General features: G+C 73.3%; 23 protein-coding genes. 9 read left to right on the top strand and 14 right to left on the bottom strand.

The window, feature by feature from the left end; translation table 11 throughout:
• Positions 1 to 12 precede the first annotated feature (12 nt).
• Positions 13 to 711, top strand: coding sequence for an SDR family oxidoreductase (locus tag D7147_RS25220; protein ID WP_120681905.1), 699 nt, complete (start codon positions 13 to 15; stop codon positions 709 to 711).
• A gap of 156 nt (positions 712 to 867) precedes the next feature.
• Here the strand turns inward: D7147_RS25220 and D7147_RS25215 are convergent, their stop codons facing one another.
• The gene (locus tag D7147_RS25215) at positions 868 to 2,397 is read right to left on the bottom strand and encodes a M28 family peptidase (protein WP_199734262.1); all 1,530 of its coding nucleotides are present in this window, start codon (positions 2,395 to 2,397) and stop codon (positions 868 to 870) included.
• 979 nt (positions 2,398 to 3,376) lie between these two features.
• Here D7147_RS25215 and D7147_RS25210 point away from each other — a divergent pair.
• From D7147_RS25210 to D7147_RS25200, 3 genes are all read left to right on the top strand, one after another.
• The gene (locus D7147_RS25210) at positions 3,377 to 4,033 is read left to right on the top strand and encodes a C39 family peptidase (protein ID WP_120681901.1); all 657 of its coding nucleotides are present in this window, start codon (positions 3,377 to 3,379) and stop codon (positions 4,031 to 4,033) included.
• A 282-nt stretch (positions 4,034 to 4,315) separates the two neighbouring features.
• Entirely contained in the window at positions 4,316 to 5,239 is a 924-nt protein-coding gene (locus D7147_RS25205) for a DUF1996 domain-containing protein (RefSeq protein ID WP_120681899.1), read from the top strand.
• Positions 5,240 to 5,312: 73 nt separating this feature from the next.
• Positions 5,313 to 5,912 carry a DUF305 domain-containing protein gene (locus D7147_RS25200; protein ID WP_120681897.1) on the top strand — a complete coding sequence of 200 codons (600 nt, stop codon included), beginning with the start codon at positions 5,313 to 5,315 and terminating at the stop codon, positions 5,910 to 5,912.
• 169 nt (positions 5,913 to 6,081) lie between these two features.
• On the opposite strand, the gene D7147_RS25195 is transcribed toward D7147_RS25200, so the two are convergent.
• Entirely contained in the window at positions 6,082 to 6,606 is a 525-nt protein-coding gene (locus D7147_RS25195) for a winged helix-turn-helix transcriptional regulator (protein ID WP_120681895.1), read from the bottom strand.
• An 85-nt stretch (positions 6,607 to 6,691) separates the two neighbouring features.
• Between D7147_RS25195 and D7147_RS25190 the strand changes: the two genes are divergently transcribed.
• Positions 6,692 to 8,125 carry an MFS transporter gene (locus D7147_RS25190; protein ID WP_120681893.1) on the top strand — a complete coding sequence of 478 codons (1,434 nt, stop codon included), beginning with the start codon at positions 6,692 to 6,694 and terminating at the stop codon, positions 8,123 to 8,125.
• 102 nt (positions 8,126 to 8,227) lie between these two features.
• Here the strand turns inward: D7147_RS25190 and D7147_RS25185 are convergent, their stop codons facing one another.
• From D7147_RS25185 to D7147_RS33435, 12 genes are all read right to left on the bottom strand, one after another.
• On the bottom strand, positions 8,228 to 9,049 hold the full coding sequence (locus tag D7147_RS25185) for an HpcH/HpaI aldolase/citrate lyase family protein (protein ID WP_120681891.1): 822 nt from the start codon (positions 9,047 to 9,049) through the stop codon (positions 8,228 to 8,230).
• Positions 9,049 to 10,236: a CaiB/BaiF CoA transferase family protein gene (locus D7147_RS25180; protein WP_199716740.1), complete on the bottom strand. Its 1,188-nt coding sequence runs from the start codon at positions 10,234 to 10,236 to the stop codon at positions 9,049 to 9,051. Before D7147_RS25180 ends, D7147_RS25185 begins: the two co-directional genes overlap by 1 nt.
• A complete protein-coding gene (locus D7147_RS33230) occupies positions 10,233 to 12,200 on the bottom strand; it encodes an SUMF1/EgtB/PvdO family nonheme iron enzyme (protein WP_120681887.1) in 1,968 nt (655 codons plus the stop codon). The genes D7147_RS25180 and D7147_RS33230 overlap by 4 nt, the downstream gene beginning before the upstream one ends.
• Positions 12,197 to 13,135: a ribokinase gene (locus tag D7147_RS25170; RefSeq protein WP_120681885.1), complete on the bottom strand. Its 939-nt coding sequence runs from the start codon at positions 13,133 to 13,135 to the stop codon at positions 12,197 to 12,199. Before D7147_RS25170 ends, D7147_RS33230 begins: the two co-directional genes overlap by 4 nt.
• A 52-nt stretch (positions 13,136 to 13,187) precedes the next feature.
• Entirely contained in the window at positions 13,188 to 14,534 is a 1,347-nt protein-coding gene (locus D7147_RS25165) for an ADP-ribosylglycohydrolase family protein (RefSeq protein ID WP_120681883.1), read from the bottom strand.
• The gene (locus D7147_RS25160) at positions 14,531 to 15,700 is read right to left on the bottom strand and encodes an ADP-ribosylglycohydrolase family protein (RefSeq protein ID WP_120681881.1); all 1,170 of its coding nucleotides are present in this window, start codon (positions 15,698 to 15,700) and stop codon (positions 14,531 to 14,533) included. The genes D7147_RS25165 and D7147_RS25160 overlap by 4 nt, the downstream gene beginning before the upstream one ends.
• A 5-nt stretch (positions 15,701 to 15,705) precedes the next feature.
• Positions 15,706 to 16,998: an ABC transporter substrate-binding protein gene (locus tag D7147_RS25155; RefSeq protein WP_120681879.1), complete on the bottom strand. Its 1,293-nt coding sequence runs from the start codon at positions 16,996 to 16,998 to the stop codon at positions 15,706 to 15,708.
• Between the two features lie 38 nt (positions 16,999 to 17,036).
• Positions 17,037 to 17,876: a carbohydrate ABC transporter permease gene (locus tag D7147_RS25150; protein ID WP_120681877.1), complete on the bottom strand. Its 840-nt coding sequence runs from the start codon at positions 17,874 to 17,876 to the stop codon at positions 17,037 to 17,039.
• Positions 17,877 to 17,878: 2 nt separating this feature from the next.
• Positions 17,879 to 18,814: a carbohydrate ABC transporter permease gene (locus tag D7147_RS25145; protein WP_120681875.1), complete on the bottom strand. Its 936-nt coding sequence runs from the start codon at positions 18,812 to 18,814 to the stop codon at positions 17,879 to 17,881.
• Complete coding sequence (locus D7147_RS25140; RefSeq protein WP_233563411.1) at positions 18,811 to 19,860, bottom strand: LacI family DNA-binding transcriptional regulator; 1,050 nt, start codon at positions 19,858 to 19,860, stop codon at positions 18,811 to 18,813. Before D7147_RS25140 ends, D7147_RS25145 begins: the two co-directional genes overlap by 4 nt.
• Before the next feature lie 389 nt (positions 19,861 to 20,249).
• On the bottom strand, positions 20,250 to 20,945 hold the full coding sequence (locus D7147_RS25135) for a hypothetical protein (RefSeq protein ID WP_120681871.1): 696 nt from the start codon (positions 20,943 to 20,945) through the stop codon (positions 20,250 to 20,252).
• A 156-nt stretch (positions 20,946 to 21,101) separates the two neighbouring features.
• The gene (locus tag D7147_RS33435; RefSeq protein ID WP_120681869.1) at positions 21,102 to 22,283 is read right to left on the bottom strand and encodes a snapalysin family zinc-dependent metalloprotease; all 1,182 of its coding nucleotides are present in this window, start codon (positions 22,281 to 22,283) and stop codon (positions 21,102 to 21,104) included.
• A gap of 261 nt (positions 22,284 to 22,544) precedes the next feature.
• On the opposite strand from D7147_RS33435, the gene D7147_RS25125 reads away from it, so the two are divergent.
• The 4 genes from D7147_RS25125 (at position 22,545) to D7147_RS25110 (ending at position 26,270) form a co-directional block, all read left to right on the top strand.
• The gene (locus D7147_RS25125) at positions 22,545 to 23,129 is read left to right on the top strand and encodes an AMIN-like domain-containing (lipo)protein (protein ID WP_120681867.1); all 585 of its coding nucleotides are present in this window, start codon (positions 22,545 to 22,547) and stop codon (positions 23,127 to 23,129) included.
• Positions 23,130 to 23,225: 96 nt separating this feature from the next.
• Positions 23,226 to 23,906 (top strand): response regulator transcription factor, encoded by a 681-nt coding sequence (locus tag D7147_RS25120; protein WP_120682016.1) that lies wholly within the window; start codon positions 23,226 to 23,228, stop codon positions 23,904 to 23,906.
• 7 nt (positions 23,907 to 23,913) lie between these two features.
• Positions 23,914 to 25,344: a sensor histidine kinase gene (locus D7147_RS25115; RefSeq protein WP_120681865.1), complete on the top strand. Its 1,431-nt coding sequence runs from the start codon at positions 23,914 to 23,916 to the stop codon at positions 25,342 to 25,344.
• Positions 25,341 to 26,270: a Gmad2 immunoglobulin-like domain-containing protein gene (locus tag D7147_RS25110; RefSeq protein WP_120681863.1), complete on the top strand. Its 930-nt coding sequence runs from the start codon at positions 25,341 to 25,343 to the stop codon at positions 26,268 to 26,270. The genes D7147_RS25115 and D7147_RS25110 overlap by 4 nt, the downstream gene beginning before the upstream one ends.
• The last annotated feature ends 41 nt before the right edge of the window (positions 26,271 to 26,311 follow it).

Here is a 26,311-nt window from a genome sequence, read left to right as displayed (position 1 = left end):
AGGAGTAACCGCATGAAGATCGCCGGAAGCACCGCCCTCGTCACCGGCGCCAACCGGGGCTTCGGCCGGCACCTCGCCGCCGAACTCGTCTCCCGGGGCGCCACCGTCTACGCGGGGGCACGCAACCCGGAGAGCATCGACCTGCCCGGCGTCACGCCGGTCCGGCTCGACATCACCGACCCCGCCTCGGTCGCCGCCGCCGCCGAGCTCGCCCACGACGTCAACCTGCTGATCAACAACGCCGGTTCCGGCACCGGCGCCGACCTGCTCGACGCCGACCTGGACCCGATCCGGCTGGAGCTGGAGACCCACTTCTTCGGCACCCTGTCGATGGTCCGGGCGTTCACGCCGGTCATCGCCGGCAACGGCGGCGGCTCGATCCTCAACGTGCACTCCGTGCTCTCCTGGCTGCACCCGGCGGACAGCGGCGCGTACAACGCCGGCAAGGCGGCCGAGTGGGCGCTGACCAACGCGGTGCGCGGCCCGCTCGCCGAGCGGAACATCCGGGTCGTCGGCCTGCACGTCGGCTACATGGACACCGACATGACCGCACACATCACCGCGCCGAAGTCCGACCCGGCCGACATCGCCCGGATCACGCTGGACGCCGTCGAGGCGGACGCGTACGAGATCGTCGCCGACGACATCAGCCGACAGGTCCAGGCCGGCCTCTCCGGCGGCATCGCCGCGCTCTACCCGCAGCTGCCCTGACGTCGGGCTGCCTGCCCGTCACCGGCGGGCACGAGCGGGTGCGGACCAGGTTCGCACCCGCTCGCTCGCGACGTCTCGACCGGCGATCGGCGTGATCCGCCGCTCGTCACCGACTGTCGGAGTGGGCGAGCCAGCCATCCCGCTCGCAGGCCCGGCTCAGCCCGCCTGGAGCGTCACGTCGTCGACCACGAAGCTGGTCTGCAACGAGGAGTCCTCGGTGCCGGTGAAGGTCAACGTCACCGTCTGACCCGCGTACCCGCCGACGTCGAGGGTGCGCTGGAGGTAGCCGGAAGCGGCGTCGAGGTTGGACCAGGTCGCCAGCGTCGTCGTGCCGAGCCGCACGGTGAGCCGGTCGTACGCGGTCGTCCTGGTCGTCTCGGCGGTGTCGATGTGCAGCCAGAACGCCAGCGTGGCGGCCGTGCAGCCGGCCGGCAGCGTCACCGTCTGCGCGAGGGTGTGGGTGGTGGTCCGGCCGCGCCCGTCGAGCCAGGCCTTCCAGGTGCCGGTCCGGGCGGGCTGCCCGCTCGAATTGGTGATCACCCCGGAGCTGGCCGTCCACGGGCTGCTGCCGCTCTCGAAGCCGCCGTTGGTGACCACCTGCCCGCCGGAGCAGCCGCCCGTGCCGTCGCCGACCGCTAGCTGCCAGAGCGCGTACGCGATGCCGTCCGCCGCCCGGTTCAGGACCGTCGAGCTGATGTTGGCGGTGGTGTCGCAGGACCGGTGGTAGCAGGGGTCGTACGCGGCGTTGGCCGTGCCGCCCCACTTCGTGGCCTGGGCGCTGGTCTTGCGGGCACTGGCCCCGGCCGCGTACCCGGAGGTGGGGATCCCGGCCTGCTGGAACGGATAGTCGTCGGAGCGGCCCTGACCCTCGACGTTCTCCTCCGGCCGCAGCCCCAGCGAGTCCCAGTACGCCTTCAACGGCGCGGCGGTCGTCGAGCTGAGGCGGTTGATGAAGTAGCCGCCGTTGGTCGAGCCGACCATGTCGAAGTTGTAGTAGCCCTTGATGTAGCCGCGCTGCGTCGCGCTCAACGAGTTGACGTAGAAGCGGGATCCGTTGAGCCCCTGCTCCTCGTCGGTCCACCAGGCGAACCGCACCCGCTTCGTCATCGTCGGGTCCTGCGCGGCGAGCACCAACGCGTTCTCCAGCAGCGCGGCGGATCCGGAGGCGTTGTCGTTGATGCCCGGTCCGGCGGAGACGCCGTCGAGGTGCGCCCCGAACATGACCACCTGGTCGGCGGGGCCGCCCGGCCACTCGGCGATCAGGTTGTTCGACGGGTACGTGCAGGAGGTGCAGCGCTGCTCGGTGACGGCGTAGCCGGCCGACTGGAGGCGGGTCTTCACGTACGTGACCGAGGCGGTGTAGCCGGCGGAGCCCGCTCGCCGGTTGCCACCGTTACTGCTCGCGATGCTGTTGAACTGGGTCAGGTGCGCCTGCACGTTGGCGATGGAGATGTCCGGTGCGGCCAGTGCGACGGCGCCCGGCGCGGCGGCGGCTGGCCCGACAGGTGCGGCCGGTACGGCGGCACCCGGCGCGGCAGGTGCGGCCGCGACAGCAGGCGGCGCGGCCGGCGCGGCGACGGCCGGTAGCGCGGACGGGGACGCGGCGAGCGACTGGGTGGCGAGCGTCAGCGTCATCCCGGTGCATACGACGAGCGCGATCCGCGCGCTCAACGTTCTGCCTCTCATCGGGGGCTCCTCGGGGTCGGAGGGAGCTTGACAGTGACACTTATCGATTCCTGTCCGCAATGGCCGTTCGTCCGGAACCGACGCCGTCGACGTCCGGACCGAGCGGCGGGGCGACCTCTGGGCGGATCGGTCGACGCCAGGCGCCTTGCGGAGATCGACGCGAACTCTGGGCGGATCGGACGACACCGAGCCTTGCGGAGATCGACGCGACCTCTGGGCGGATCGGTCGACGCCGGGCCTTGCGGAGATCGACGCGAACTCTGGGCGGATCGGACGACACCGAGCGCCTTGCGGAGACCGACGCGAGCCCTGGACGGATCGGTCGACGCCGGGCGCCTTGCGCGGAGATCGACTCGACTTCCATGACGTCGGGGTGTCCGCCGCCGGGATCACCGCGACTTCAATAAGGTCGAGTGGATCATCCGGCCGCCCGGGGGGAATGTCCGGTTTGACGGGGCCGGTTGGCCGTCGATGTCCGGTTTGACGCCGGGTGTCCCGTGGTCGGGGCCACCCCGGCGGCGGAATCATCGCCGGGCCCGGGTCGTTGAACATGGTCGAGGCGCGCGACCCCGGTCGCCGGCCCCCGAGAGACCGGCCCGGCCGGGAATCATCACCGGCCAAGGGTCGTTGAACCCCCCGCCGCGCGAGCCCCGCACCACAGGGATATGCCGCGACGGCCGCCGGGAACGACCGGCCCGCCGAGGCCGTTGAATACCCCGAGCACTGCACCCCATCAGGGTCGCCCCGCCGGGCCCCCGGGAATGACCGGCCCGCCGAGGCCGTTACACCACCTCCGGGACGCGCCCCGACCACCCGTCGGGCCACCCACACGAGGCCCCCGGAATCACCGGCCGCCCCGCAGCGTTACACCCCGGACCCGCCCGAGCAGGCCACGCCGCCGGGCCTTCGAACCTCCCCCTCACCACACGCGGACCCCGACACACTTCCGCGTGCACCCCCGAACAGAGAGGCACACATCATGCGTACCGATCTGATCCGCAAGACCGTCCTCACCGCCGCCGGCATCGCCGCCGCAGGCGGAGGCATCGCCGGCCCCGCCATCGCCGCCAACGCCGCCCCCGCCGAGTCCAAGCCCGCCAGCCAGGTCCAGGACCGCAAGGGCCACAGCGAACGTGAGCTGAACGTGCGCTACGAGGCGCAGCCGAACTTCTACTACTGCGGCCCCGCCGCCACCCGCAACGCCCTCTCCGTCCAAGGCAAGGACATCAACGTCGACGCCATGGCCAAGGAAATGGGCACCACCGAGGCGGGCACCAACTCCATCAACGACATCACCCCCGTACTGAACAAGGAGACCGGTAAGAACGCCTACCACTCCGTCGAAATCTCCAGCAAGATGGCCGACGACAAGCAGACCGACAAGCTGCGTGACGACATCGTCCGCACCGTCGACGACGGCCACGCCGTAGTCGCCAACATCGCCGGCACCAGCACCGACACCGACGGCAACACCCACTCCTACGAGGGCGGCCACTACATCAGCGTCGTCGGCTACCGGAACGACGGGCACGAGGTGAAGATCGCCGACTCGGCCGATCCGGCCACCGCCTCCTACTGGGTGAGCGTGGACCACCTGGCCGACTGGGTCGCCACCCGCGGCTACTCCGCCAACTGACCCGAGCAGTAACTGAAAGGGCCGGCCCCGCACGGGGTCGGCCCTTTCGTCGTCACCATGTCTCGAAGGGTCGGCCCGCACCAGGGGTCGGCCCTTTTCGCCGCCTGGCGCTTCACGGTCGGGCACGTATTGACAATTGTCGACGTCGGGTTGACGCTGGATCGAGAGAGCGCTCTCTCACCTGCTCGCGCAGCACCCACCACCAGTCCCGGCCAGGGATCTCCGATGCCTTTCGGCGGCGGCGCCGGACCCGTCCCTGACCCACCCGACAGGAGTTCCGCGATGGACAGGGCCTCACCCCGCTCCGGCATCCGCCGCCGGCTGCGCCTCGCCACGGCGCTCGGCGCCCTTCTGGTCCTACTCGGCACCTACGGCATCTCCACCACGGCGCAGGCCGACACCGCACAGGCCGACACCAGCCGGGCCGACGCCGCCCCGGGCGTCAACGCGATCCGGGTGGCCGAGTTCCCCGCCGACTGCTCGTACAGTCACCGGCTGCCGGACGACCCGATCATCTTCCCGGGCCTGCCCGGCGCCTCGCACATGCACAGCTTCTTCGGCGCCACAGTTACCGACGCCTTCACCACCCTGCCGGATCTGATCAACTCACCGACCACCTGCAACCCCCAGGTCGACGTCTCGTCGTACTGGGTGCCGACGTTGTACCGCAACAACGTGGCCGTGGAGCCGGTCATCTCCACCTTCTACTACCTGGGCGAGGGCGTCCGCAGCGACGTCGTCGCCCGCACCGAACCGATTCCGCAGGGGCTGCGGATCGTCGCCGGCAACGCCCGGGCGACCGGCCCGAACGACAGCATCGCCCGCTGGTCGTGCCTGCACGCCGGGCAGGTCCCGCCGTCGAAGGACTTCGTGAACTGCCCGGCCGGCACCATGCTGGAGTCGTACCTGGACTTCCCGCAGTGCTGGAACGGCCGCGACCTGGACTCCCCCGACCACAAGAGCCACATGGCGTACCCGGTCAACCAGGCCTGCCCGGCGACCCACCCGGTGCCGGTGCCGAAGCTGCGGCAGGTGCTCCGCTATCCGGTCAGCGGCGACCCGGCGCAGTTCCGGCTCGCCTCCGGGCCGGGCTACACGATGCACGGCGACTTCTTCAACGCGTGGCCGGTGGCGGAGATGGCCCGCCGGGTCAACGACTGCATCCGCCCGGTCATCAAGTGCGGCCACGACGGGCGACCGCTCTGATCCGACCGCTCATCCGCAAGGGAGCGGACCCACTGGCACGGGGTCCGCTCCCCCACGGCGGAAAGGAGGCGCGATGCGCCCGAGCCTCGCCGTACCGTCCGTCCTGCTCTGCCTCGCGCTGCTCGGCGCGGGGTGCGCGGCCGCCGGACCGCCGCCACCGACCCGCCCCGACCTGGCCGGCGAGACCCCCGCCGCGGCTGCGACCACCGGTGCGTTCAGCCCCACCGACGTCGCCTGGCTCCAGCTCACCGTGGCGATGAGTGAGCGACTCCTGCCGGTGCTCGAGCTGGTGCCCGCCCGGACCACCGATCCGGCCTGGCGTGCGCTGGCCGGCCGGGTCGAGGAGAGCCAGCAGGCCGACCTGATCCGCTCCCGTGGGCTGCTGGCCGAGTCGGGCGCGCCCGCCACCAACCCGCACGAGGGCCACGACATGCCCGGCATGATCACCGAGGCGGAGCTGACGGCGCTGCGAGCGGCCCGGGGCCCAGCCTTCGACCGGCTGGTCGCCCGACACCTGCGGGCACACCTGTCGCAGGCCGTACGGATCGCCCGCGCCGAGCAGGGCTCCGGCGCCCACCCGGCGACCACCGCTCTCGCCGCCACCGTCGTCCGGGACGGCTCCGCCGAACTGGCCCGGCTCGACAGGCTCGACCCGCCCACGCGGGCGCGGTAGCGAGGCCGGCCTCCTCGGTCCGGGCGACCGAAGATCCCGTCCGGTCCTCGGCCTGGGGCTACCAGCCGGGGCCGCGATCAGGGCCGCCGAAGCCGGGAACGTCAGCTTCTCGGACGCGGAGGATGGTCGCCGCCGCCCGGGCAGCTCGGACGGCCCGTGTCGGGTCGGCTCAGAAGAGCGGTTGGAGGAGCCGGTGCGGGCGCTGGCGCAGCGCGACGCTGACCGGGTCCCGGCGCGGCTGGGCCGGTAGGCGGGGCCCGCTGTGCGCCTCGACGTCACCGGGTGACACCTCGCCGCCGCAGGCGGGGCAGCGGCCCGCCGGGTCGAGTTCGGTGCCGCAGGCGACGTGCCGGAAGGTGCGCAGCGGCTCCTCCTCGCCGAAGTGCCGCTCGCTCCAGCTCCACAACGGGTAGATCACGGACCAGAGTTCGACGCCCCGGTCGGTGAGCAGGTACTCGTCCCGGGGTGGGGAGTCCTGGTAGCGGTGGCGCTGGAGGACGTTCGCCTCGACCAGGGTGGCGAGCCGGTCCGCGAGCACGGCCCGGGGGATGTCCAGGTGGGCGAGGAAGTCGCCGTAGCGGCGTACGCCGTAGAAGGCGTCGCGGACGATGAGCAGCGTCCACCGCTCGCCGACCAGCTCCAGCGCCCGGGCCAGTGAGCAGTTCTGCCCCTCGTAGTTCTTCCCCAGTGCCATGCTGTGATCCTACCCCTAGTCAGTTCATTCAACGAACCAACCCTGTTACTGTCGGTTCGCTCACCGAACTGAGAGGCCTCCCCGCATGTCGACAACCGCCGGCGTCACCGCGCCGTCCGCCGCCGCGCCGCCGGACGCGTCCCGCTCCGACTCGCGCACCCTCTTCGCGGTCTGCGCCGCGACCCTGCTCGTCCTCATGAACTACACCGCGCCGGTGGCGGTCCTGCCGCAGACGGCGCGGGGCCTCGGCGCCGGCCTCACCACCCAGACCTGGCTGATCAACGCGATCACCCTGGGGCTCGCGGCCACCCTGCTGGTCGCCGGCAGCCTCGGTGACGACTTCGGGCGGCGGCGCATCTTCCGGGCCGGCCTCGTGCTGCTCGCCGTCGGTACGGTCGGCAGCGCCGTCGCGCCCAACGCCGCCACCTTCATCACCGCCCGGGTGGTGCAGGGCGTGGCGAGCGCCGCGATCCTCGCCGCCGGGCTGGGCCTGCTCGGGCACGCCTTCCACACCGCTCAGGGGCGGTCGCACGCTACGGCCCGCTGGGCGTCGATGCTCGGCGCCGGCATCGCCCTCGGCCCGCTGGCCTCGGCCGGCCTGACCTCGCTCTCCAGCTGGCGCTGGTTCTACCTGATCCTCGCGGCCCTCGCCGTGCTGCTGGCGGCGCTCGGCGGACGGCTGCTCACCGAGTCCCGCGCCGGCCGCGTCGCCCACATCGACGTCCCCGGGGTGTTGACGCTCGGCGCCGGCCTGGCCCTGCTGCTCGTCGCCGTCACCGCCGGACGCAGCGGCTGGCTCCGGCCCGGGGTGCTCGTCCCGCTGGTGCTCGGGGTGCTGCTGCTCGCCGCCTTCGTGGTGGTCCAGGCCCGCGGCCGCGCGCCGATGCTCGACCTGGCCCTGTTCCGCCGGCCGGACTTCCGGGTCGCCACCCTCGGCGCGTTCTTCACCGGGCTCGCCGCGCTCGGCCCGAGCACCGTCCTGCCCACCCTGGTGCAGCAGTTGATCGGCGTGAGCGCGCTCGGCGCGGCCGGGCTCGCCTTCGTCTGGGCCGGATCCTCGTTCGTGGTCAGCAACCAGATGCGTCACCTCGGCACCCGCACCACGCCCACCCGGCAGCTCGCCCTCGGATTCCTCCTGACGGCCGTCGGCTACCTGGCCATGCTCGGCTACGCCGACGCTCACTCCTGGGCCCGCACGATCCCGGGCCTGATCCTCGCCGGCGCGGGCAGCGGACTGCTCAACGCGGCGCTCGCCCGGCTCGCCGTCGCCAGCGTCCCGGCGGACCGGGTCGCGATGGGCTCCGGCGCCAACAACACGGCCCGCTACGTCGGTTCCGCCCTCGGGGTGGCCGGCGCCGTCACGATCGCCTCCAGCCTGCTGCCGGCCGGCCAGACCGCCGGCTTCTCGGCGCACGGCGCCGACGCGGTCCTGCTGATCGGCGGCGCGGTGGCGGTGCTCGGCGCCGCGATCACCCTGATCCGCCGGCGGGCAACCGCGCCGGTGCCGGTCACCGGCTGACCGCCCACCCCGCGTCGCGCGGGACCCGGCTGCTCACCGGGCCCGCGCGACGCGGACAGACCCGCCGAACGTCGCGCCGTCGAGACGTTCGGCGGGGGCCTTTCAGCTCGCGTAGCGAGCCGACAGGTCGACGACGCGCTGCGCGGCGGCCACCATCGCCCGGTCGGCGAAGCGACCGTCCGGAAGCACCACGGTCCCCGAATCCCGCCGCTGCGCCTCGGCGACCGCGGCCAGCAGCTCGACCGCCCGGGCCACCTCGCGCTCGGCGGGCCGGAACGCCTCGACGATCACCGGCAACTGCCGTGGGTGGATCGCGGACCGGCCGAGGAAACCGAGCCGCCGGCCCACCGCGCACGACGCCGCGAGCCCGTCGGCGTCGACGACGTCGGCGAAGACCGACATGGCCGGCGGCCCGAGGCCGGCCGCGCGGGCCGCGACCACCACCCGGCCGCGGGCCCAGGCGAGCCCCGCGTCGTCACCGACCCCGAGATCCGAGCGGAGATCGGCCTCACCGAGACCGAGCGAGGCGACCGCCGGGTGGGCCGAGGCGACGGCGTACGCGGCCTCCAACCCCAGCGCGGACTCGACGAGCGGGTGCAGCGGCACGTCCACCCGGCCGGCGACGGAGACGACCGTGGCGGCCGACTCGACCTTCGGCAGCCGGAGCCCGGCAAGCCCGGGTCGGCCGGCCACCGCGGTCAGGTCGGCGTCGACATCCGGCCCCGTCAGCTCGTTGACCCGCACCTGCACTGGCACCGGTTGCTCCTCGGCGAGGAACTCCGCGACCGCTTCCCGGGCGTACGCCTTGCGCCCGGCGACCACCGCGTCCTCCAGGTCGAGGATGACCGCGTCGGCCCCCGAGGCGACCGCCTTGGCGAACCGGTCCGGCCGGTCACCGGGCACGTAGAGCCAGGTGAGCAGCATCAGATCACCCCGCGCGCCCGAAGCTCGGCGAGTTCGTCGGCGCTGAGCCCGAGTTCGGCGAAGACCGCCTCGGTGTCCTGCCCGTGCCGGCGCCCGGCGTGGCGGATCTCCCCCGGCGTCTCGGAGAGCCGGAACGGCACGTTCTGCATCCGTACCTGGCCCAGCTCCTCGTCCGGCACGCTGCGCACGGTGCCGAGCGCCGCGTACTGGGGGTCGGCGAGGATGTCCCGCACGTCGTAGACCGGGGCGACCGCGGCCTGCGCCGCCTCGAAGGCGGCCACCACCTCGTCCCGGTCCCGCTGCGCCACCCACGCGCCCACGGCGGCGTCCAGCTCGTCGGCGTGCGCGGCCCGGCCGCTGCCGGTGGCGAACCACCGCTCGTCGACCAGCTCCGGGCGGCCGACGAGCCGCACGACCCGCTCGGCGATGCTCTGCGCGCTCGTGGAGATCGCCACCCAGCGCCCGTCCGCGCACCGGTACGTGTTACGCGGGGCGTTGTTGTTGGAGCGGTTGCCCAACCGCGGCTGGATATAGCCGAGCTGGTCGTACCAGGTGATCTGCGGGCCGAGCATCGCCATGATCGGCTCGATGATGGCGAGGTCGACGACCTGCCCGACGCCGCTGGCGTCCCGGGTGCGCAGGGCCAGCATCACGGCGTACGCGGCGGCGAGCGCGGTCACCGAATCGGCCAGCCCGAACGGAGGCAGCGTCGGCGGGCCGTCGGGCTCACCGGTCGCCGCGGCGAAGCCGCTCATCGCCTCGGCGAGGGTGCCGAAGCCCGGCCGGCGGGCGTACGGGCCGACCTGACCGAAGCCACTGATCCGGGCGATCACCAGCCGGGGGTTTACCTCGTGCAGTTCGGCGGGGCCGAGGCCCCAGCGCTCCAGCGTGCCCGGGCGGAAGTTCTCCACCAGCACGTCGGCGTCGGCTAGCAGCCGCCGCAGCAACGCCGCCCCCTCCGGGTCGGAGAGGTTGCACGTCACGGTCCGCTTGTTGCGGCCGAGCACCTTCCACCAGAGCCCGACGCCGTCCTTGGCCGGGCCGTGCCCACGCGACGGGTCCGGCTTCGCCGGGTGCTCCACCTTGATCACGTCGGCCCCGAAGTCACCGAGGAACGCCGCCGCGAGCGGTCCGGCGAAGAGGGTGGCCAGGTCGACGACCTTCACCCCGTGAAGCGGCGCGCTCACCGCGTCACCTCCCCCGGTGCCGACGCCGGCGCGAGGTCCGCGGCCACCCGGAAGCCGATCTGGTCGGAGCGGGTGAGGCCGGCGCCGGTGAGCAGCAACTTCACCGACACCTCCGGCGGCTGCGGGCCACCGTCGAAGTACCAGTCCGAGCCCTCGGCCTGGTACGCGGCGCCGCCCTTGAGGATCACGAAACGGGTCCGCCCGTCGGTGTGCTCGCTCTCGGTCAGGTTCCACACCAGCGGCTCCCGGCGGGCGAGCAGGCCCGCCTCGGCCGCCACCTGCCACTCGTCCTCGGTGGGCAGCCGCAACCCGGCCCATTCCGCGTACGCCCGCGCGTCGGTCAGGTCGACGCCGGTGACCGGGGCGTCCGCCGGGCCCTGTCCGGCCGTGAACCGCTCGGGGCGCACCGGCCGGTAGCCGGTGGCGCGCAGGAACTCGGCGTACTGGCCGTGGGTTACCTCGTCGACGGCGATGGCGAACCGGCCCAGCGTCGCGGTGCGGTGCAGTGTGCCGGTGTGGTGCAGGCGCGGGGGCAGCGGCTTCCACTCGTCGACGTACGGCGTCTCACCGTACAGCCCGGTCTCCCGCACCCGGTGCCGGACCACCAGCTCGCGCCGGCCCGCCTCGACGGCCACCAGGCCCGCCGGCGGCTCGGTGCGGGGCGCCCACGGGGCGCGGACGCGGACCGCGGCCCGGGCCGGGAACGACGGGTCGCCGCCCGGCGGCTCGTGCCGGTCGACGGTCGTGCCGGTGGCGACGACCGCGGCGATCGCCCCGGCCGGCAGGGGGCCGCCGACTGCCACCCGGCCGTCACCGGTCTCGGTGACGGTCAGCTCGGCGCCGGTGACCAGGTCGACGAAGCGCCGGCCCGGCCGGGCGTCGGTCACCAGCCAGGCGCCGTCGTGGTCGGCGCCCCGATTCACCACTGTCCACAGCGGCTCGCCGTCGTGGGTCCACCGCGACGCGTACACCTGGCCGGAGCCGGGGTGGTCGGCGAGCGGAACCCACTCCTCGGCGCGCAGCCACGCGGCGTGGCTGGCCTGCACCCGGCGCATCGCCCGCAGCACCGCGCGGTCGCGCTCGTTCCAGCCGACCCAGACGCCGAAGACGCTCTCCCAGACCAGCACACCGACGCCGTTGAGCCAGGCGGAGTGCAGCTCGTCGAGGTGGTCACGGTGCCAGCGACGGGTGTGGTGCAGGACGTGCCGGCGCTCGAACCACTTGGCGCGCAGCACACCGGGCACGTCGGAGTCGGCGAACCACTGCGCCCAGGACATCGCGTGGTCGCCGATGCGGGCCAACGGCACCCGGCTCTCGCCCTCGAGGACCATTCCGGGGCGGACGGCGTCCAGCGCGGCCCGCAGCTCACCGGCGCCCTCCTTGAGGGTGTCCAGGAAGACGCCGTCGACGCCGAGCTTGCCGGCCAGCGCGGCGACCTCCTCGGCGTCGCTGCCCGGCTCACGCCGCGTGCCGGTGTCCCACGGGTTGTAGTCGACGAAGACCCGCACCCCGCGCTCCTGGAACGCCCGCACCACCTCCGGCAGCTCCGGCACGTCCCGGTACCAGTCGAACTGGTTGCGGTCGTCCAGGCCGATCACCGGGTACGCGTGCCAGAGCACCACCCCGTCGAAGCCGCCGAAGTCCCGCTGAGCGGTGTCGAGGAACTCCTCGACGGTGAAGACGCCCCGCTCGTGGTCGTAGAGCGTCTCGTCCCAGAGCCAGGCGAGGCAGATCGAGAAGCAGTCGCCGCTGATCTCGTCGTAGTGGGTGCCGGTGTAGCCGAGCCGCTGCCGGGCGTCGGCCCGCCACCGGGTCAGCTGCGCACGCCAGGCGGGCCACTGCGCCGGGTCGTCCGGGGCGGCGAAGATCTTCGCCTCGTCCAGCGTGGTCAGGTCGGTGTCGTCGGCGAGCGGTACCGGGGTGGGCCGGTCGATCGGACGCGGAACGTACGGGTTGAAACTCACGATGCACCTCGGTAGGTCGCGTCGTACAAGGCGTCGATGGCAGTGCGTTCCGGCAGTGCGGTGGACGCGCCAGGGCGCCGGGCGCAGGCCGCACCGGCGGCGCACGCCCAGCGCAGGCTCGCCGCGACGCTCTCCTCGCTGACGGCGCCGCCCCGCTCGGCCCAGGAGACGGCGAGCGCGCCGGTGAACGCGTCACCCGCGGCGGTGGTGTCCACCGCGTCGATGAGCGGCGCGGGGACATCGAGGCGCAGGCCACGCCGGTCGGCGTAGGCCGCGCCGCGCGCGCCGAGGGTCAGCACCACCCGGGGCACCCGCTCCAGCAGGGCGTCGAGCAGCGCGGCCGGCTCGTCGGAGACCAGCCCGGCCACGGTGGCGGCCTCGTGCTCGTTGACGACCAGGACGTCGACGAGGTCGAGCAGTTCGGCCGGGAGTTCGGCGGCCGGGGCGGCGTTGAGCACCACGGTGGTGCCGGCGGCCCGGGCCCAGTCGGCGGCGCGGACCACGGTGGGCATCGGCACCTCCAACTGGAGCAGGAGCACGTCGGCCGCGGCGATGGTGGCCCGGTCCTCCGCACTCAGGTCGGTGAGCGCGCCGTTGGCGCCGGGGGCGACCACGATGAAGTTCTCCGCCGAGCGGTCCACCCCGATCAGCGCGACACCGGAGGCGCCGGGGACGGTACGCAGCCGCCCCACGTCCACCCCGGAGCCGACGAGACTCGCGCGCAGCTGCACGCCGAACTCGTCGTCGCCGACCGCGCCCACGAAGTCGCAGGCCGCGCCGGCCCGGGCCGCGGCGACCGCCTGGTTGGCGCCCTTGCCGCCGGGGACGGTGCGGAAGTCCTCGCCGAGCACCGTCTCGCCGGGGCGGGGCAGCTGCGGGGCCGTCACCACCAGGTCCAGGTTGGTGCTGCCCACCACCACCACGCGTGCGCTCATGCCGTCCTCCCTGCCATCCTCGTTCCCGCACCGACCGGAGCGCCGCAACGGTTCACGATCCGGCCCCGGCCAGCGCCCGGGTGCGCTCGGCCAGCTCGTCGAAGCCGATCCCGTCGAAGCCGGCGATGCTGCTCGCCAGCCGGTTGCGCAGCGGAGCGACCCAGCGGGCCGGCAGCTCCGACGCGCCGGTGAGCGCGCCGGTGACCGCGCCGACGGTGGCGCCGTTCGAGTCGGTGTCCCAGCCCCCGCTGACCACCGCGCAGATCGACGTCTCCAGATCGCCCCGCCCGTACGCGAGGGCGGCGGCCACCAGCGCGGCGTTGTTGCGTACGTGCACCCAGTGCAGGTGGCCGTGCCGGGCGTAGAGCTCGTCGACGACCTTCTCCCAGTCGTCGGCGTCCGCGCCGAGGGCCCGGGCCTCACGAACGGCGGCCGCGAAGCGGCTGCGCGGCGGCAGGACCGCCTCGGCCGCGTCGAGCACCTGCTCCACGTCCGTGGCGACCGGCGCGGCGGCGGCGAGCGCGGCGGCCCAGATCGCCCCGTGCACCCCGCCCCGGACATGACTGACCTCGGCGTCGCGGACGGCCAGCTCGGCGGCCCGGTCCGGCCGGCCGGGGTTGACCCAGCCGTACACGTCGGTGCGGATCTGGGCGCCGATCCACTCGCGGAACGGGTTGTGCCGCCGGGCGCTCTCCGGCGGGGCCAGGCCGAGCAGCAGGTTGCGGTAGGCGACCCGTTCGGCGGTGAAGACCCGCCCGCCGGGCAGCCAGTCCAGCCAGGCCTGCGCCACGTCGGCGCTGGTGAAGTCCCGCCCGTGGGTCTCCAGCACCCGCAACGCGAGCAGCGGGTAGTTCAGGTCGTCGTCCTCGGGCATCCCGTCGATGTTCTCGGCGAGGCTGGTCGGGGCGCTGCGCCGGTTCCACGGCCAGCGGGCGGCGACCTCGGCGGGAAGTCCCTGCGCGGTGAACCAGTCGCGCAGCGGCCAGCGGCCGGTCGCGACGAGGATCTCCCGGATGCCCTGCCGGGGAATCTTCTCCACCGGCTTGCCGAGCAGGCAACCGGCCGCCCGGCCGAGCCACCCGCCGTGCAGCCGGTCGTACGACGCCCCGGTGGGCAGGGACCACTCCGCCGGCCAGCCGGACCGCAGCCCGGCCAGGTCGTCCGGCTCGTCGCCGCCGCCGACCGCCGGTAGCGCGTCGGCGGCGTCGAGCAACTCCACAGCGAGGGCCCGCAGCTGCGGTGCGGCCGGGGTCGGCGAGGCGCCGGTGACCGGCGGGGTGAGGTCCCCGCCGGCCGCGCTCCACCGCCGCGCGAGGGCCGTGACGTCACGTCCCTCGTCGCGACTCGCCGCCAGCTCGTGCGGCAGCAGGTCCTCCGGCTGTACCCAGGTGATCCTCATCGGGCCGGCGCTCCGTCGACGGCGGGCGTGCCGCTCGTCAGTCCGGCGAAGCGCTGCACCCGCCGGGCGAACCGGCTCTGGTCCCGCTCGAAGACCTCACCGGCCACGGCCGCGAGCACCCGCGCCGGCTCGACGAGATCGGTACGGGAGGCGGTGGCGACCGTCTCGGCCCAGTCGGCGGGGACGGCGGCGAGGCCGCCGAGCGCCCCGGCGATCGCGCCGGCCATGGTGGCGGTCGAGTCGGCGTCCCGGCCGTAGTTCACCGCGCCGAGCACCGCGGCGCGGTACTCCCCGCCGGCCACGACCAGCATGCCGAGCGCCACCGGCAGCTCCTCGATGGTGTGCAGGCGGCTCGGGCGACGCGCGCCCAGACCGGGGCTGCGGTACTCCTCCCCCACCGTGTCGTACGGGGCCACGGCGGCCCGCAGCGCGGGGATCGCCGCCTTCCAGTCCTGGTGGGCCCGGGCCTCCTTGACCACCGCGTCGATGGCCGCCCGGGTCCCGTCGCGGGCCAGGTCGAGCGCCGCGGCGATCACGTCCTCGACGGTCGCGCCGGCGGTGGCGGCCGCGGCGACGGCGGCGGCGAAGACCGCTGCCGCCTCGCGCCCGTAGCTGTGCTGGTGCGCCCCGGCGATCTCCACCGCCTCGGCGTACGCGCCGGCCGGATCGCCCGCGTTGACGATGCCGACCGGGGCCATGTACATGGCCGCACCGCAGTTGACGATGTTGCCGACCCCGGCCTCGCGCGGATCCACGTGCGCGTGGTGCAGGCGGGTGACCAGCCACCGCTCGGCGGCCGCGAGGCGGTGGAAGGTCACCCCGTCCCGCTCCAGGTCGGGGATGTAGACCACCCGCTCGATCAGGTCCGGCACCAGCAGGTCCACCACGTCGTACGCGTCGAGGTGGTCGCGCTTCGCCGCGTAGGCGCGGACCAGGGCGTGGGTCATCAACGTGTCGTCGGTGATGTGCCCGTCGCCCTTGTGGTACGGCGCGAGTGGCCGTGCGGTGGCCCAGTCGGCGTGGTACGGGGGCACGATGCCCTCGACCCAGCCGCCGAAGCGGGCACGGATCTGTTCCGGCAGGGCGGTTTCGGTGGCGCCGCCGAGGGCGTCGCCGACCGCCGCGCCGACCAGAGTTCCGACCGATGTGTCGAGCAAGAGTGACATGTGCTTTACCTCAGAACCTGCTTGCCACCGTCGACCAGCTGCGTGGCGAGCTGGTCCAGGGTGATCTTGTTGGCGAAGTACTGCTGGAGGGCCGGGGTGGCGTACTTGGTCTTCCACTCCGGGTAGCCGTCGGCCATCTGGAACGGGGCCACGGTCAGGTCGGCGGCGCTCTTCGCGGCGACGTCCCAACCCTGCTTGCCGCCGGTGAGCTTGATGAGCTCCTGGTTGGCCTGCTTACCGGTCGGCACCAGCCAGTCCCCCTTGGCCAGGGCGGCCATGTTGGTGGGGTTCAGGAAGTACTCGAGGAACTGGGCGGCCTGCTTCTTGTGCTTGGAGTCCTCGGAGACCGACAGCGTCTGCGGGTTGGCCGCCTGCATGGCGGAGAGGCCCTTGATCGGCGGGAGGGTGACCCACTCGAAGCCGGCGGGCGCCTGCTCGACCATCTGCTGGCGCAGCGAGACCGAGCCGGGCAGCATCGCGTACTTGCCGCCGAAGAAGCCGGGCAGCGTGTCCGCGCCGCTCATGCCGAGCGCCTCCGGGGAGGCCGACTTCGCCGTGTAGAGCATGTCGTGGATGCGCTTCGGCACCTCCTTCTCCGGGTCACCGACCTTGACCTCGGTACGCCCGCCGTCGGTGTAGAAGAACTTGCCGTCGAAGTTCAAGGCGAGGTTCAGCACCCGGTTGGTCGGCGACTTGAGCGCCCAGGCGGCACCGAACTGGCCGGGCTTGGTGAGCTTCTGGGCGTTGGCCTGGAACTCGTCCCAGGTCCAGCCGCCGTCGGCCGGGGGTACCGCCACGCCGGCGGCGTCGAGCAGCTTCTTGTTGGCGACCACGACCTGCGACTCCAGCAGGAACGGCACGCCGGTGACCTTGTCGTCGAAGGTCGCGGTGTCCCAGATGCCCTTGTCGATCTGGCCCTTGAAGTCGTCGGAGAGCAGGTCGGAGAGGTCTGCCAGGTAGCCCTGCTTGCTGAACTCGCCGATCGACGCCGCCTCGTAGTGCACGATGTCCGGTGCGTCGCCGCCCTCGAACGAGGTCAGCAGCTGGTCGTGCACCGAGTTCCAGTCACCCTGGACGTACTCGACCTGGATGTCCGGGTGTTCGGCGTTCCACTTGGCGACCAGGTCCTTGTTGGCCTTCAGCGACTCCTTCTGCCAGGCGAGGCTGAGGAAGCGCAGCTTGACCGGACCGGATGTGGCCTCGTCGTCGCCGCCGTTCCCGCAGGCGGCGATCATGCCGAGGCCGACGACCGCGACCGCGGTGGCCGCGGCGAGTCGGCGGAATCTCGTGCGAAGCATGGGGGGTGTACCTCCTTGGGTGGTGGTGGGGGACGGGATCAGCCCTTGACCGCTCCGGCGAGCGAGCCGGACGAGAGCCGGCGTTGCATGAACGCGAAAAAGATCAGGCTGGGCAGCGTCGCCAGCAGTGAACCGGCGGCGAGCGGGCCGAGGCGTGCGGTGCCCTCGATGCCGACGAACCGGGCCAGTGCGACCGGCAGGGTCGCCAGCTCGGGCGTCTTGATCAGCACGAGGGCGAAGAAGAACTCGTTCCAGGCGGAGATGAAGGAGAAGAGCGCCGTCGCCACCAGACCGGGGGCGAGCAGCGGGAAGACCACGCGGCGCAGGACCTGCGTCCGGGTCGCGCCGTCCACGGACGCGGCCTCCTCCAGCTCGCGTGGGATGTTGCGGACGAAGCCCTGCAGCATCCAGAGCGCGAACGGCAGCGCCCAGACCACATAGATCAGCACCAGCCCGGCGTGCGTGTTGGCCAGTCCGACCTGCCGCAGCACGAGGAAGATCGGGATGATCAGCAGCACGAACGGGAAGAGCTGGGAGAGCAGCACCCAACCCAGCGCCACGGTGCCGAGCTTCGAGCGGAACCGGGCGAGGGCGTACGACGCCGGCATGGCGACGAGCACGGTCAGCACCGCCGAGGCGAGCGAGACCTGGAGGCTGTTGAGGGCCGCCCGGCCCAGCTCCTGCTCGGTGAAGGCCTGCACGAAGTTCTGCAGGGTCGGGTTGCTGGGGATCAGCGTGGGGTGCAGCTGCACCAGCTCCCGCGGCGGCTTGAACGCCGTCGAGAGGAGCCAGACGAGCGGGAACCCGAGGAAGATCAGGTAGCCGGCGAGGGCGAGGTACTGGAAGGCCCGACCGGTGCGGCTGGGTTTACCGAACATGACTAGTTCGCCTCCCTCATGCGACGGCGGAGATAGATGGCGAGCAGCGCCACGATGATCACGACCATGGCGTTGCCGAGCGCGGCCGCGTAGCCGTAGTTGCCGTAGCGGAACGCCTCCTCGTAGGCGAAGAGCATCGGCAGCATCGTCTTGCCACCTGGGCCGCCCGCCGTCAGCACGTAGACCAGGCCGAACGAGTTGAAGTTCCAGATGAAGTCCAGCGAGGTGATCGCGACGATGACCGGGGCCAGGGCGGGCAGGGTGACGTGCCGGAACCGGTGCCAGGCGCTGGCGCCGTCGACCGCCGCGGCTTCGTGCAGCTCGCGGCCGACACCCTGCAACCCGGCGAGCAGCACGACGGTGGTCTGCGGCATACCGGCCCAGACCCCGACGATGATCACCGCGGGCAGTGCCGTGCTGAAGTCGCCGAGCCAGTTGGCCCGCAGCCCGTCGGCGCCGATGCGGTAGAGGAACTCGTTCAGCAGACCGGCGTCCGGGTGGTAGACGAGCTTCCAGAGGATGCCGACCACGACCGGGGGCATCGCCCACGGCACCACGGAGAGCACCCGCGCCACTCCCCGGAACCGCAGCTGCTGGTTGAGCAGCAGGGCCAGCCCGAGGGCGAGCACGAACTGGAGCGCGGTCACCCCGAAGGCCCAGAGCAGACCGATCTTGAACGAGTTCCAGAACAGCTCGTCGCCGAGCAGCTGCCGGTAGTTCTCCAGGCCGGTGAAGTTGACCTCGACGTTGCGTCCGGCCCGGGCGTCGGTGAAACCGAGGTAGATGCCGCGCAGCAGCGGGAAGACCGACAGCACCAGGATCGGCAGCAGCGACGGCAGCAGCAGCAGGTAGACGGCGGTCCGGTCGGAGCGGGCGCGACCCGACCGACGGGATCGCCCGCTGCGTTCGACGTCGGAGCGTTCGGCCAGCGTGGTCATGAGGTCACCCCTTCGCGGTACGGGTGGGCGGGCGTGGGCTCGAACGGGTCGGCGCTCGGCCGGGGGGACGGTGGCGTCGCGGCGCTGGAGGCGCGGACGGCGAGGCTGGGCTGCACCTGCTCGCGCCGGGGCGGCAGGGCCGGGTCGGCGATGCGCTGCAGCAGCAGTTCGGCGGCGCGACGACCGCGCTCGGCCGAACCGAGGGAGACGCTGGAGAGCTGGGGGAACATCATCTGGGCGAGTTCGGTGTCGTCCATACCGATCAGCGCGACGTCCTGGGGCACCCGCCGGCCGGCGGCGAGCAACGCGTGCAGGGCGCCGACCGCGATGAGGTCGTTGGCGCAGACCAGCGCGTCCGGCGCGGCCCGGGCGAGCAGTCGTACGGCGGCGGCGCGGCCGGCGGCGTACTGGAAGTCGCCGACCTCGACGAGGTCCTCGTCGAGTTCGATGCCGTGTCGGGCCAGCGCGGCGCGGAAGCCGGCGTCCCGGGCGGCACCCGGGACGGTGTCGAGCGGCCCGTTCACGAAGCCGATCCGGCGTCGGCCGATGGCGAGCAGGTGGTCGACGGCGAGCGCGACGCCGTGCCGGGAGTCGGTGCGTACGTTGTCGACCGGGGCGTCGGCACCGAGTTGGCCGACGACCACCACCGGCACCGGGCTGCCGACCAGTGCGCCGAGGTGGTCGTCGGTCACCCGGATCGGCGAGATGATCATCCCGTCGACGTAGCGGTTGGCGAGCCGGCGCAGCAGGGTCATCTCGTTGTCGATCCGCCCGCCGGTGGCGTGCACCACGAGTTGCCGGCCGGACGAGGCGACCACGGCCTCGATGGCCCGCATCATCTCCACGTAGACCGGGTTGCCGATGTCCTCGACGGCGAGCGCCACCAGGCCGGTGCGCTGGGACTGCAGCGAGCGGGCGATCGCGTTCGGGACGTACCCCACCTCAGCGGCCGCGGCGCGCACCTTGCGGATGGTCTCCGGGCTGCCGCCGACGCCGTTGAGGACGCGGGAGGCGGACGCGATGGAGACGCCGGCGCGGGCGGCCACGGTGTGGACCGTTGGTCGGCCGTCCGCCGGCTCTTGTAAACGTTTACGACCCACGTACCGTACCTCCGCCCGATCGCTGTAAACGTTTCCGGGGAGTCTGCCCCCGGCTTTGCCGAGAGGTCAAGGGCTCGTTACGAAAACGTTTCCAACCGCCGTGACCAGCGCCGACGTCGATCCGACCGGGAAGCGCCAAAGGACCAGGGGACCGACATTTCGCCGCAATTACGGATGAGCTGGACGATCGAGCGACGGGAGACCACGCGGCTCGCCCCGGCGCACGCGACCGCGCCGCAGGTGGCTCATCGTTCCGGGCACGCCGAGGTCGAGCCGGACCGTTCAGTCCGGAGCGCTCCCGCGGGAACCGCCTCGATCAGCCCCGGACGCGCGGCTCAGGAGCGGCGCTCGCGCTCCTGGGCGAGCCGCTCGTCGAGGCGGCCCAGCTCGTAGATCGCATTCAGGTTCGTGGGAAGCCTGGTCACGTTCTCGGTGCCCTCGTCCGGCCCGGGCGGCACGGGGCCGCCGCGGGCCGGCACCGGGGCCGGTGCCACGTCGGCAGGCGCCGGGCGCCGCCGCACGAGCAGGACCACCGGCAGCGCCAGGACACCGATGGAGAAGAGCAGCGCGGCCCAGCGCAGCACCGGGTCGGTCCGGACGACGGTCGGCACCGCGAGACTCTCCGAGGTGGACGGTGCCACCTCGGGCGCACCCGCGGGCTGCGGCACGACGGTCACCACGACGTCGGGCCCACCGTCGCCACCGGGGCGCACCACGCGGCCCGGCAGGCCGTTCGGACGGGCGTCACTCGGCACCGCCACCGAGGGGACGATCGGACCGGGCACGGGAACCGACGTGACGGACGGGCCCGGCGTCGTCGGGGCCACCGACGGCGGATCGGAGGGCGGGGTGGTCGGCGAGGTGGTCGGCGGGGCGGTCGGGTCGTCGCCCGCGCCCAGCAGGCCGTCCACCAGGTCTCCCAGCCCAGCCACCAGACCGCCCAGCAGGCCGCTGGGCACCGATGGGGACGTCGACGGCTGCGGCGCGGGCGCCATCGCGAGAGTCAGGGCGAGCGCGGCCACCACACGCATGGGTTCACCTCGGGAGGGTTCGATATGGGAGGCACGCTACCGCACACTGCGGACGCCCGGGATTCCCCCGTACGGCGACCCTCCGTCGACCACTCTCCGCGCGGATGCGGGGGACGTCGTGGCGACGCCCCCCATCATCCGGTTTGTACTGTCCGGTCAGGACGGCAGGCCACCGACCTGGGTGTTGATCCAGCTCCGGATCGCCGTCAGGTCGCCGTAGACGGACGGACCCGTGGCGCAGGTCGGATTGTTGTTACCGGCCCGACTGGTGGCGCCGATCAGGCTCCACACTCCGTTGACCCGGCGCACCTGCGGGCCGCCCGAGTCGCCGTAGCACGCGCCGGAGTTGCCGTTGGTGTTGTTGGTGCAGATCTCGTACGGCCCGTTGATGCCGAGGCAGCGACTGTCGGACACGATCGAGGTGTCCAGCTCGTACGCGATGCTCGGCGCGGAACCGCAGCCCCGGGTCGGGCAGGTCTGACCCCAGCCGATGATCCGGGTGGCCGTACCGACCGCGCCGGAGCTGGTGGGGATCGGGGCGGGAGCGTGACCCACCGAGCCGGACAGCTGCAGCAGCTTGACGTCGATGCTCGGGTGGTTGACCGCTCTGCTCACGCCGACGACCGTGCCGCCACTGGTGCGGTTGGTGCTGCCCACCCGTACGGAGGACGGGGTCGGGCAGTGCTTCGCGGTGACCGCCCAGTCGGCCTTGATCAGTGAGCCGGTGCAGCCGGAGAGGTGGACCAGGAAGGAGTAGTTCTCGCTGGCCGGCCGCCCGCCGACCACCAGCGGCGCGACGTCGCCCGCCCCGTCCCAGGTGTACGTCGTCCCGGCCGGCGCGGACCGGCCGCCGGCGAAGAGCTGGTTGACCCGGCTCGACTCGGCCGAGTTGGGGACGGCGTTGGTGCACGACACGGGGGCGCTGCTGCCCGACATCAGGTCCGAGCAGAGCCCGGTGCGGCGGTCGGGCAGGCCGAGGATGTGCCCGAACTCGTGGGTGGCGATGCGGGTGCGGTGGTAACCCTGGTTGACGGCGGTGCGGCCCATCCAGATCCGGCCCGAGCCGAGACCGGTCACCTGGGCCCGGGGCCAGCCGTCGTCGACGTAGACGGTGATGGTGGCCGGGGTCCCCGGCAGCAGCCGGACGGTGCTGACCCGGCTGTTCCAGATCTGCGCGGCCTGGTCGAAGTTGGTCCGAAACTCACCGGTCCGGCTGGCGTCGTAGTAGACGGTGCGTACGGCGGAGGCCCCCGCACCGGTGGCGAGCTGCACCCCGGCCACCGCGAGGACGCCCACCAGCGCGGACACCGCCGCGCGTAGCAGCTGTCGTCGGAACATCACGCACTCCCCTGGTTCCCGGCGGCAGCGCCGCCATCCATCGATGTACGTAAATGTTAGATCGACGTACGGCGATGCCCGTCATAACGGATCCGTCATAACGGGCGCGGCCTGCGGGCTCACCTCCGGCGCGCTGTAACTCGGCTGTTACCACGCGGCGAAGCTGCCGTGGCATCGCCGGCCGACCGTCGACGTCGAGGCGGGAACACCGGCGACGGAGCCGGTGACCGCCGGCCGAGGAGGCAGTGAGGGGAGACGACGATGAGGATCAGGAACACACTGGTGGTACTGGCCGTCCTGACCGCCGCGCTGATGGCGGGCGGGAGCACCGGCACCGCCGCCACGACGACGAGCCGAGCGGCGAAGACCACCGCACCGTACTGCGGGATCACCTGGGGCAGCGGCCCGAAGGCGGCCGGCACGCTCAGCACGGACCCACTGATCGAGGTACGCACCGGCCGCCACGACTGCTTCGACCGGGTGGTGTTCGAGTTCGCCGGCCCGGTGACCGGCTACACGGTCGGCTACGGCGAGACGTGGACCGAGGGTGAAGGGCTCGCCCTGTCGCCGTACACCGCCGGCGACGCGCTGCTGCGGGTCTCCCTCCAGGCGCCCGCGTACGACGACGAGCACCTCGCCACCGTCCCGTACCGGGTCGGCGAGCACGCGGCGATCGTGCTGCGCCACCGGACGCTGCGCGACGTGGTCTTCGGGGGCAGCTTCGAGGGCTACACCACGTTCGCGGTCGGGGTGCGGGCCCGGCTGCCGTTCCGGGTCTTCGTCCTGGACGGCCCCGGCACGCACAGCCGGATCGTGCTCGACGTCGCCCACCAGTGGCAGTCGTGAACCGTCCGCACGGTGGAGGGCCCGAGCCCGGCCGGGCCCTCCACATCGTCCGTCGGGGCAGGTCGACGAGGCGAGCGGCGGCGCTAGGCTCGGATGATGGAGGGCCGCCTGCTGGTGGTCGAGGACGATGCCTCCATCCGGGAGGTCACCGCCCTCGGACTCCGCCGGGCCGGATTCCGGGTCACCACCGCCGTCGACGGCCGCGAAGCGCTCACCGCCTGGCGGGCGCAGCCCGTCGACCTGATCGTGCTCGACGTCATGCTCCCCGGCCTCGACGGACTCGAGGTCTGCCGGGAGGTCCGCCGCACCAGCGCCGTGCCGATCCTCATGCTCACCGCGCGCACCGACACCATCGACGTGGTCGTCGGCCTGGAGTGCGGCGCCGACGACTACCTCCGCAAACCGTTCGACCTGCCCGAGCTGGTGGCGCGCGTCCGGTCGGTGCTCCGCCGGGCCACCTCCCCGGCCGAGCGGACCGTCCTCACCATCGGCGGGCTGGAGATCGACCCGGCCGGCTTCGTCGTCCGCAAGGCCGGACGGGAACTGCCGCTGACCGCGACGGAGTTCCGTCTCCTGCTGGAGCTGGCCCGCCGCCCCGGTCAGGTCTTCACCCGCGAGCTGCTGCTCGACCGGGTGTGGAACCACAGCTACCTCGGTGACTCCCGCCTCGTCGACGTGGCCGTTCAGCGGCTGCGCGCGAAGATCGAGGACGACCCCGCCCACCCCCGGCTGGTCCGCACCGTACGCGGCGCCGGCTACAAGATGTCGACGGGGTGACCGCGCGATGGCAGCGGATCACGTACGCCCGGGCCGGCTCAGACGCCGGCTGACCGTCGCGTTCGTCGTCGTGGCCGGAGTCTCCGCCGGATCCCTCGCCGGCGGCTCCTACCTGCTGCTGCGCCAGTCCCGGCTGGACGCGTCCGTGCAGCAGGCCGCGGCCGACGTCCGCTACCAACTCGTCCTCGCCGGGCAGTTCCAGCCGTTGACCGAGCAGCGCCGGGCCGAGCTGCTGCGCAGCTTCGAGGGGAGCGGCCGGCACGTGCTGCTGACCGGCGGCACGGACGTCCAGGCCTCCAACCCGGCGTACGCACCGGTGCTCGGACCGACGCTGCGGACCACCGTCGCCGCCGGAGAGCTGGGGTACGAGCGCTCGACCCCACCCGTCCGGCCGCGGCTGCTCGTGGTCGGCGGCCGGATCCCCGGCTCCACCGACGAGCTGTACGTGGTCACCACCGAGGAGGGCCTGCACCGCGACCTCGACCAGCTCCGCAACGCGCTACTGGTCGGCTGGGCGCTGGTCGTGCTCACCGCCGCCGGGATCGGGCACACGCTGGCCCGGCGCACCCTGGAACCGGTCGGCCGAGCGAGCCGGGCCGCGCGCGCCGTCGCCGAGGGCCTGCTCGCCACCCGTCTGCCCGTGCACGGACGCGACGAGTTCAGCGCCTGGGCGACGTCCTTCAACAGCATGGCCGAGGCGCTCGAGGCGAAGATCGAGGCGCTCTCCCGGGCGCAGGCCCGGGAGCGGCGATTCACCGCCGACGTCGCGCACGAGCTGCGTACCCCGGTGACCGCCCTGGTCGCCGCGGCCTCGCTGCTGCGCGAGCACACCGACCAGCTCACCGGCGGCGCGCGCCGCCCCGCCGAGCTGCTGGTGGCCGACGTGATCCGGCTGCGCCGCCTGGTCGAGGAGCTGATGGAGATCTCCCGGCTGGACGCCGGCCAGGAACCGCTGGCGATGGGCACCGTCGATCCGCTCGCCCTGCTGCACGCCCTCGTCGCGGCGCGGGGCTGGCCCGACCGGGTGACGGTCGCCGGCAGCGCCGTCGCACTCCGCACCGACCCGCGCCGGCTCGAGCGGATCCTCGCCAACCTGGTGGGCAACGCGGTCGAGCACGGCGGCGGCGAGATCCGGGCCACCGTCGAGCGGGACGGGGCGGAGGTGCTCTTCGACGTCACGGACCGGGGACCGGGCATCCCCGCGGCACATCTGTCACGCCTCTTCGACCGCTTCTACAAGGTCGACCCGGCCCGCGCGGGTGCCGGCAGCGGCCTCGGGCTGGCGATCGCGCTGGAGAACGCCCGGCTGCTCGGCGGGCGCCTGACCGTCCGCAGCGAGCCGGGCCTCGGCACCCGCTTCCGGCTCGCCCTGCCCGCGGCCGGCCCCGTTGCCGAGCCGGAGCAGGCCGGCACGAGGGTTCGCGAGGACGCGCCATGAGGGCCGGCCGCCTCCGCTCGCCCGGCCGCCGCACGCTGGCCGGTCTGCTCCTGGCCGGCCTGCTGCTGCCTGCCTGCGCACCGCCGCGCTCCGGCTCGCTCGGCCCGGCCCCGACCGCCGTACCGCCGCCGGCCGCCACACCCACCCCCACCGGCCCCGCCGTCGCGACGCCCCGTCCCACCCCGGCGCCGACCACGGCCGGACCGACACGACCGGGTACGCCACCGGCCGCCGCCCCGACCTCGGCCGCCACGATCACCCTCGAGCTCTGGTTCGTACGGGACGGGCGGCTGGCCCCGACCCGGCGCACCCGTCCCGGCACCCCGGCGACCTCCCGGCTGGCGCTCACCGAACTGGCGGTCGGGCCGACCCGCGCCGAGGTGGCCACCGGGATGACCACGCTCCTGGGCGGCGGCGCCGAGCCGCTCGGGATCGCCGACGGCGTCGCGACCGTCCGCCTCGCCACGGCGGGCGGCGACCCGACGACCGAGCGGCTACGCCGGGCCCAGGTGGTCTGGACCCTCACCCAGTTCCCCACGGTGCGGCGGGTGCGCTTCGACCCGGCGAGCGCCGACTCGGACGGTCCGGTCGGCCGGGCCGACTACGCCGACCTGCTCCCGCCCATCGTGGTGACCGGGCCGGCCGTGGGTCAACGGGTCACCAGCCCGTTGACCGTCGCCGGGAGCGCCGACGTGTACGAGGCGACCGTGAGCCTGCGCGTCCTCGACGCGGGCGGCCGGGAGATCGCCACCACCTTCACCACGGCCAGCTGCGGCACCGGCTGCCGTGGCGACTACCGGGCGGTGGTGGCCTGGCGGGTTCCCCGGGAGCAGAGCGGCACGGTCGAGGTGTACGAGATCTCCGCCGACGACGGCAGCCGGGTGAACGTCGTCCGCGTACCAGTGACGCTCGTACCCGGACGCTGACCCCGGCACGACCCGACCGGGGACGGATCTCCCAAGCCGCT

The sequence above is a fragment of the Micromonospora musae genome (assembly GCF_003626545.1).
GTDB lineage: Bacteria > Actinomycetota > Actinomycetes > Mycobacteriales > Micromonosporaceae > Micromonospora > Micromonospora musae.
Note: the sequence above shows the minus strand (reverse complement) of the source record. Positions and strands in the feature narration are given on the sequence as shown.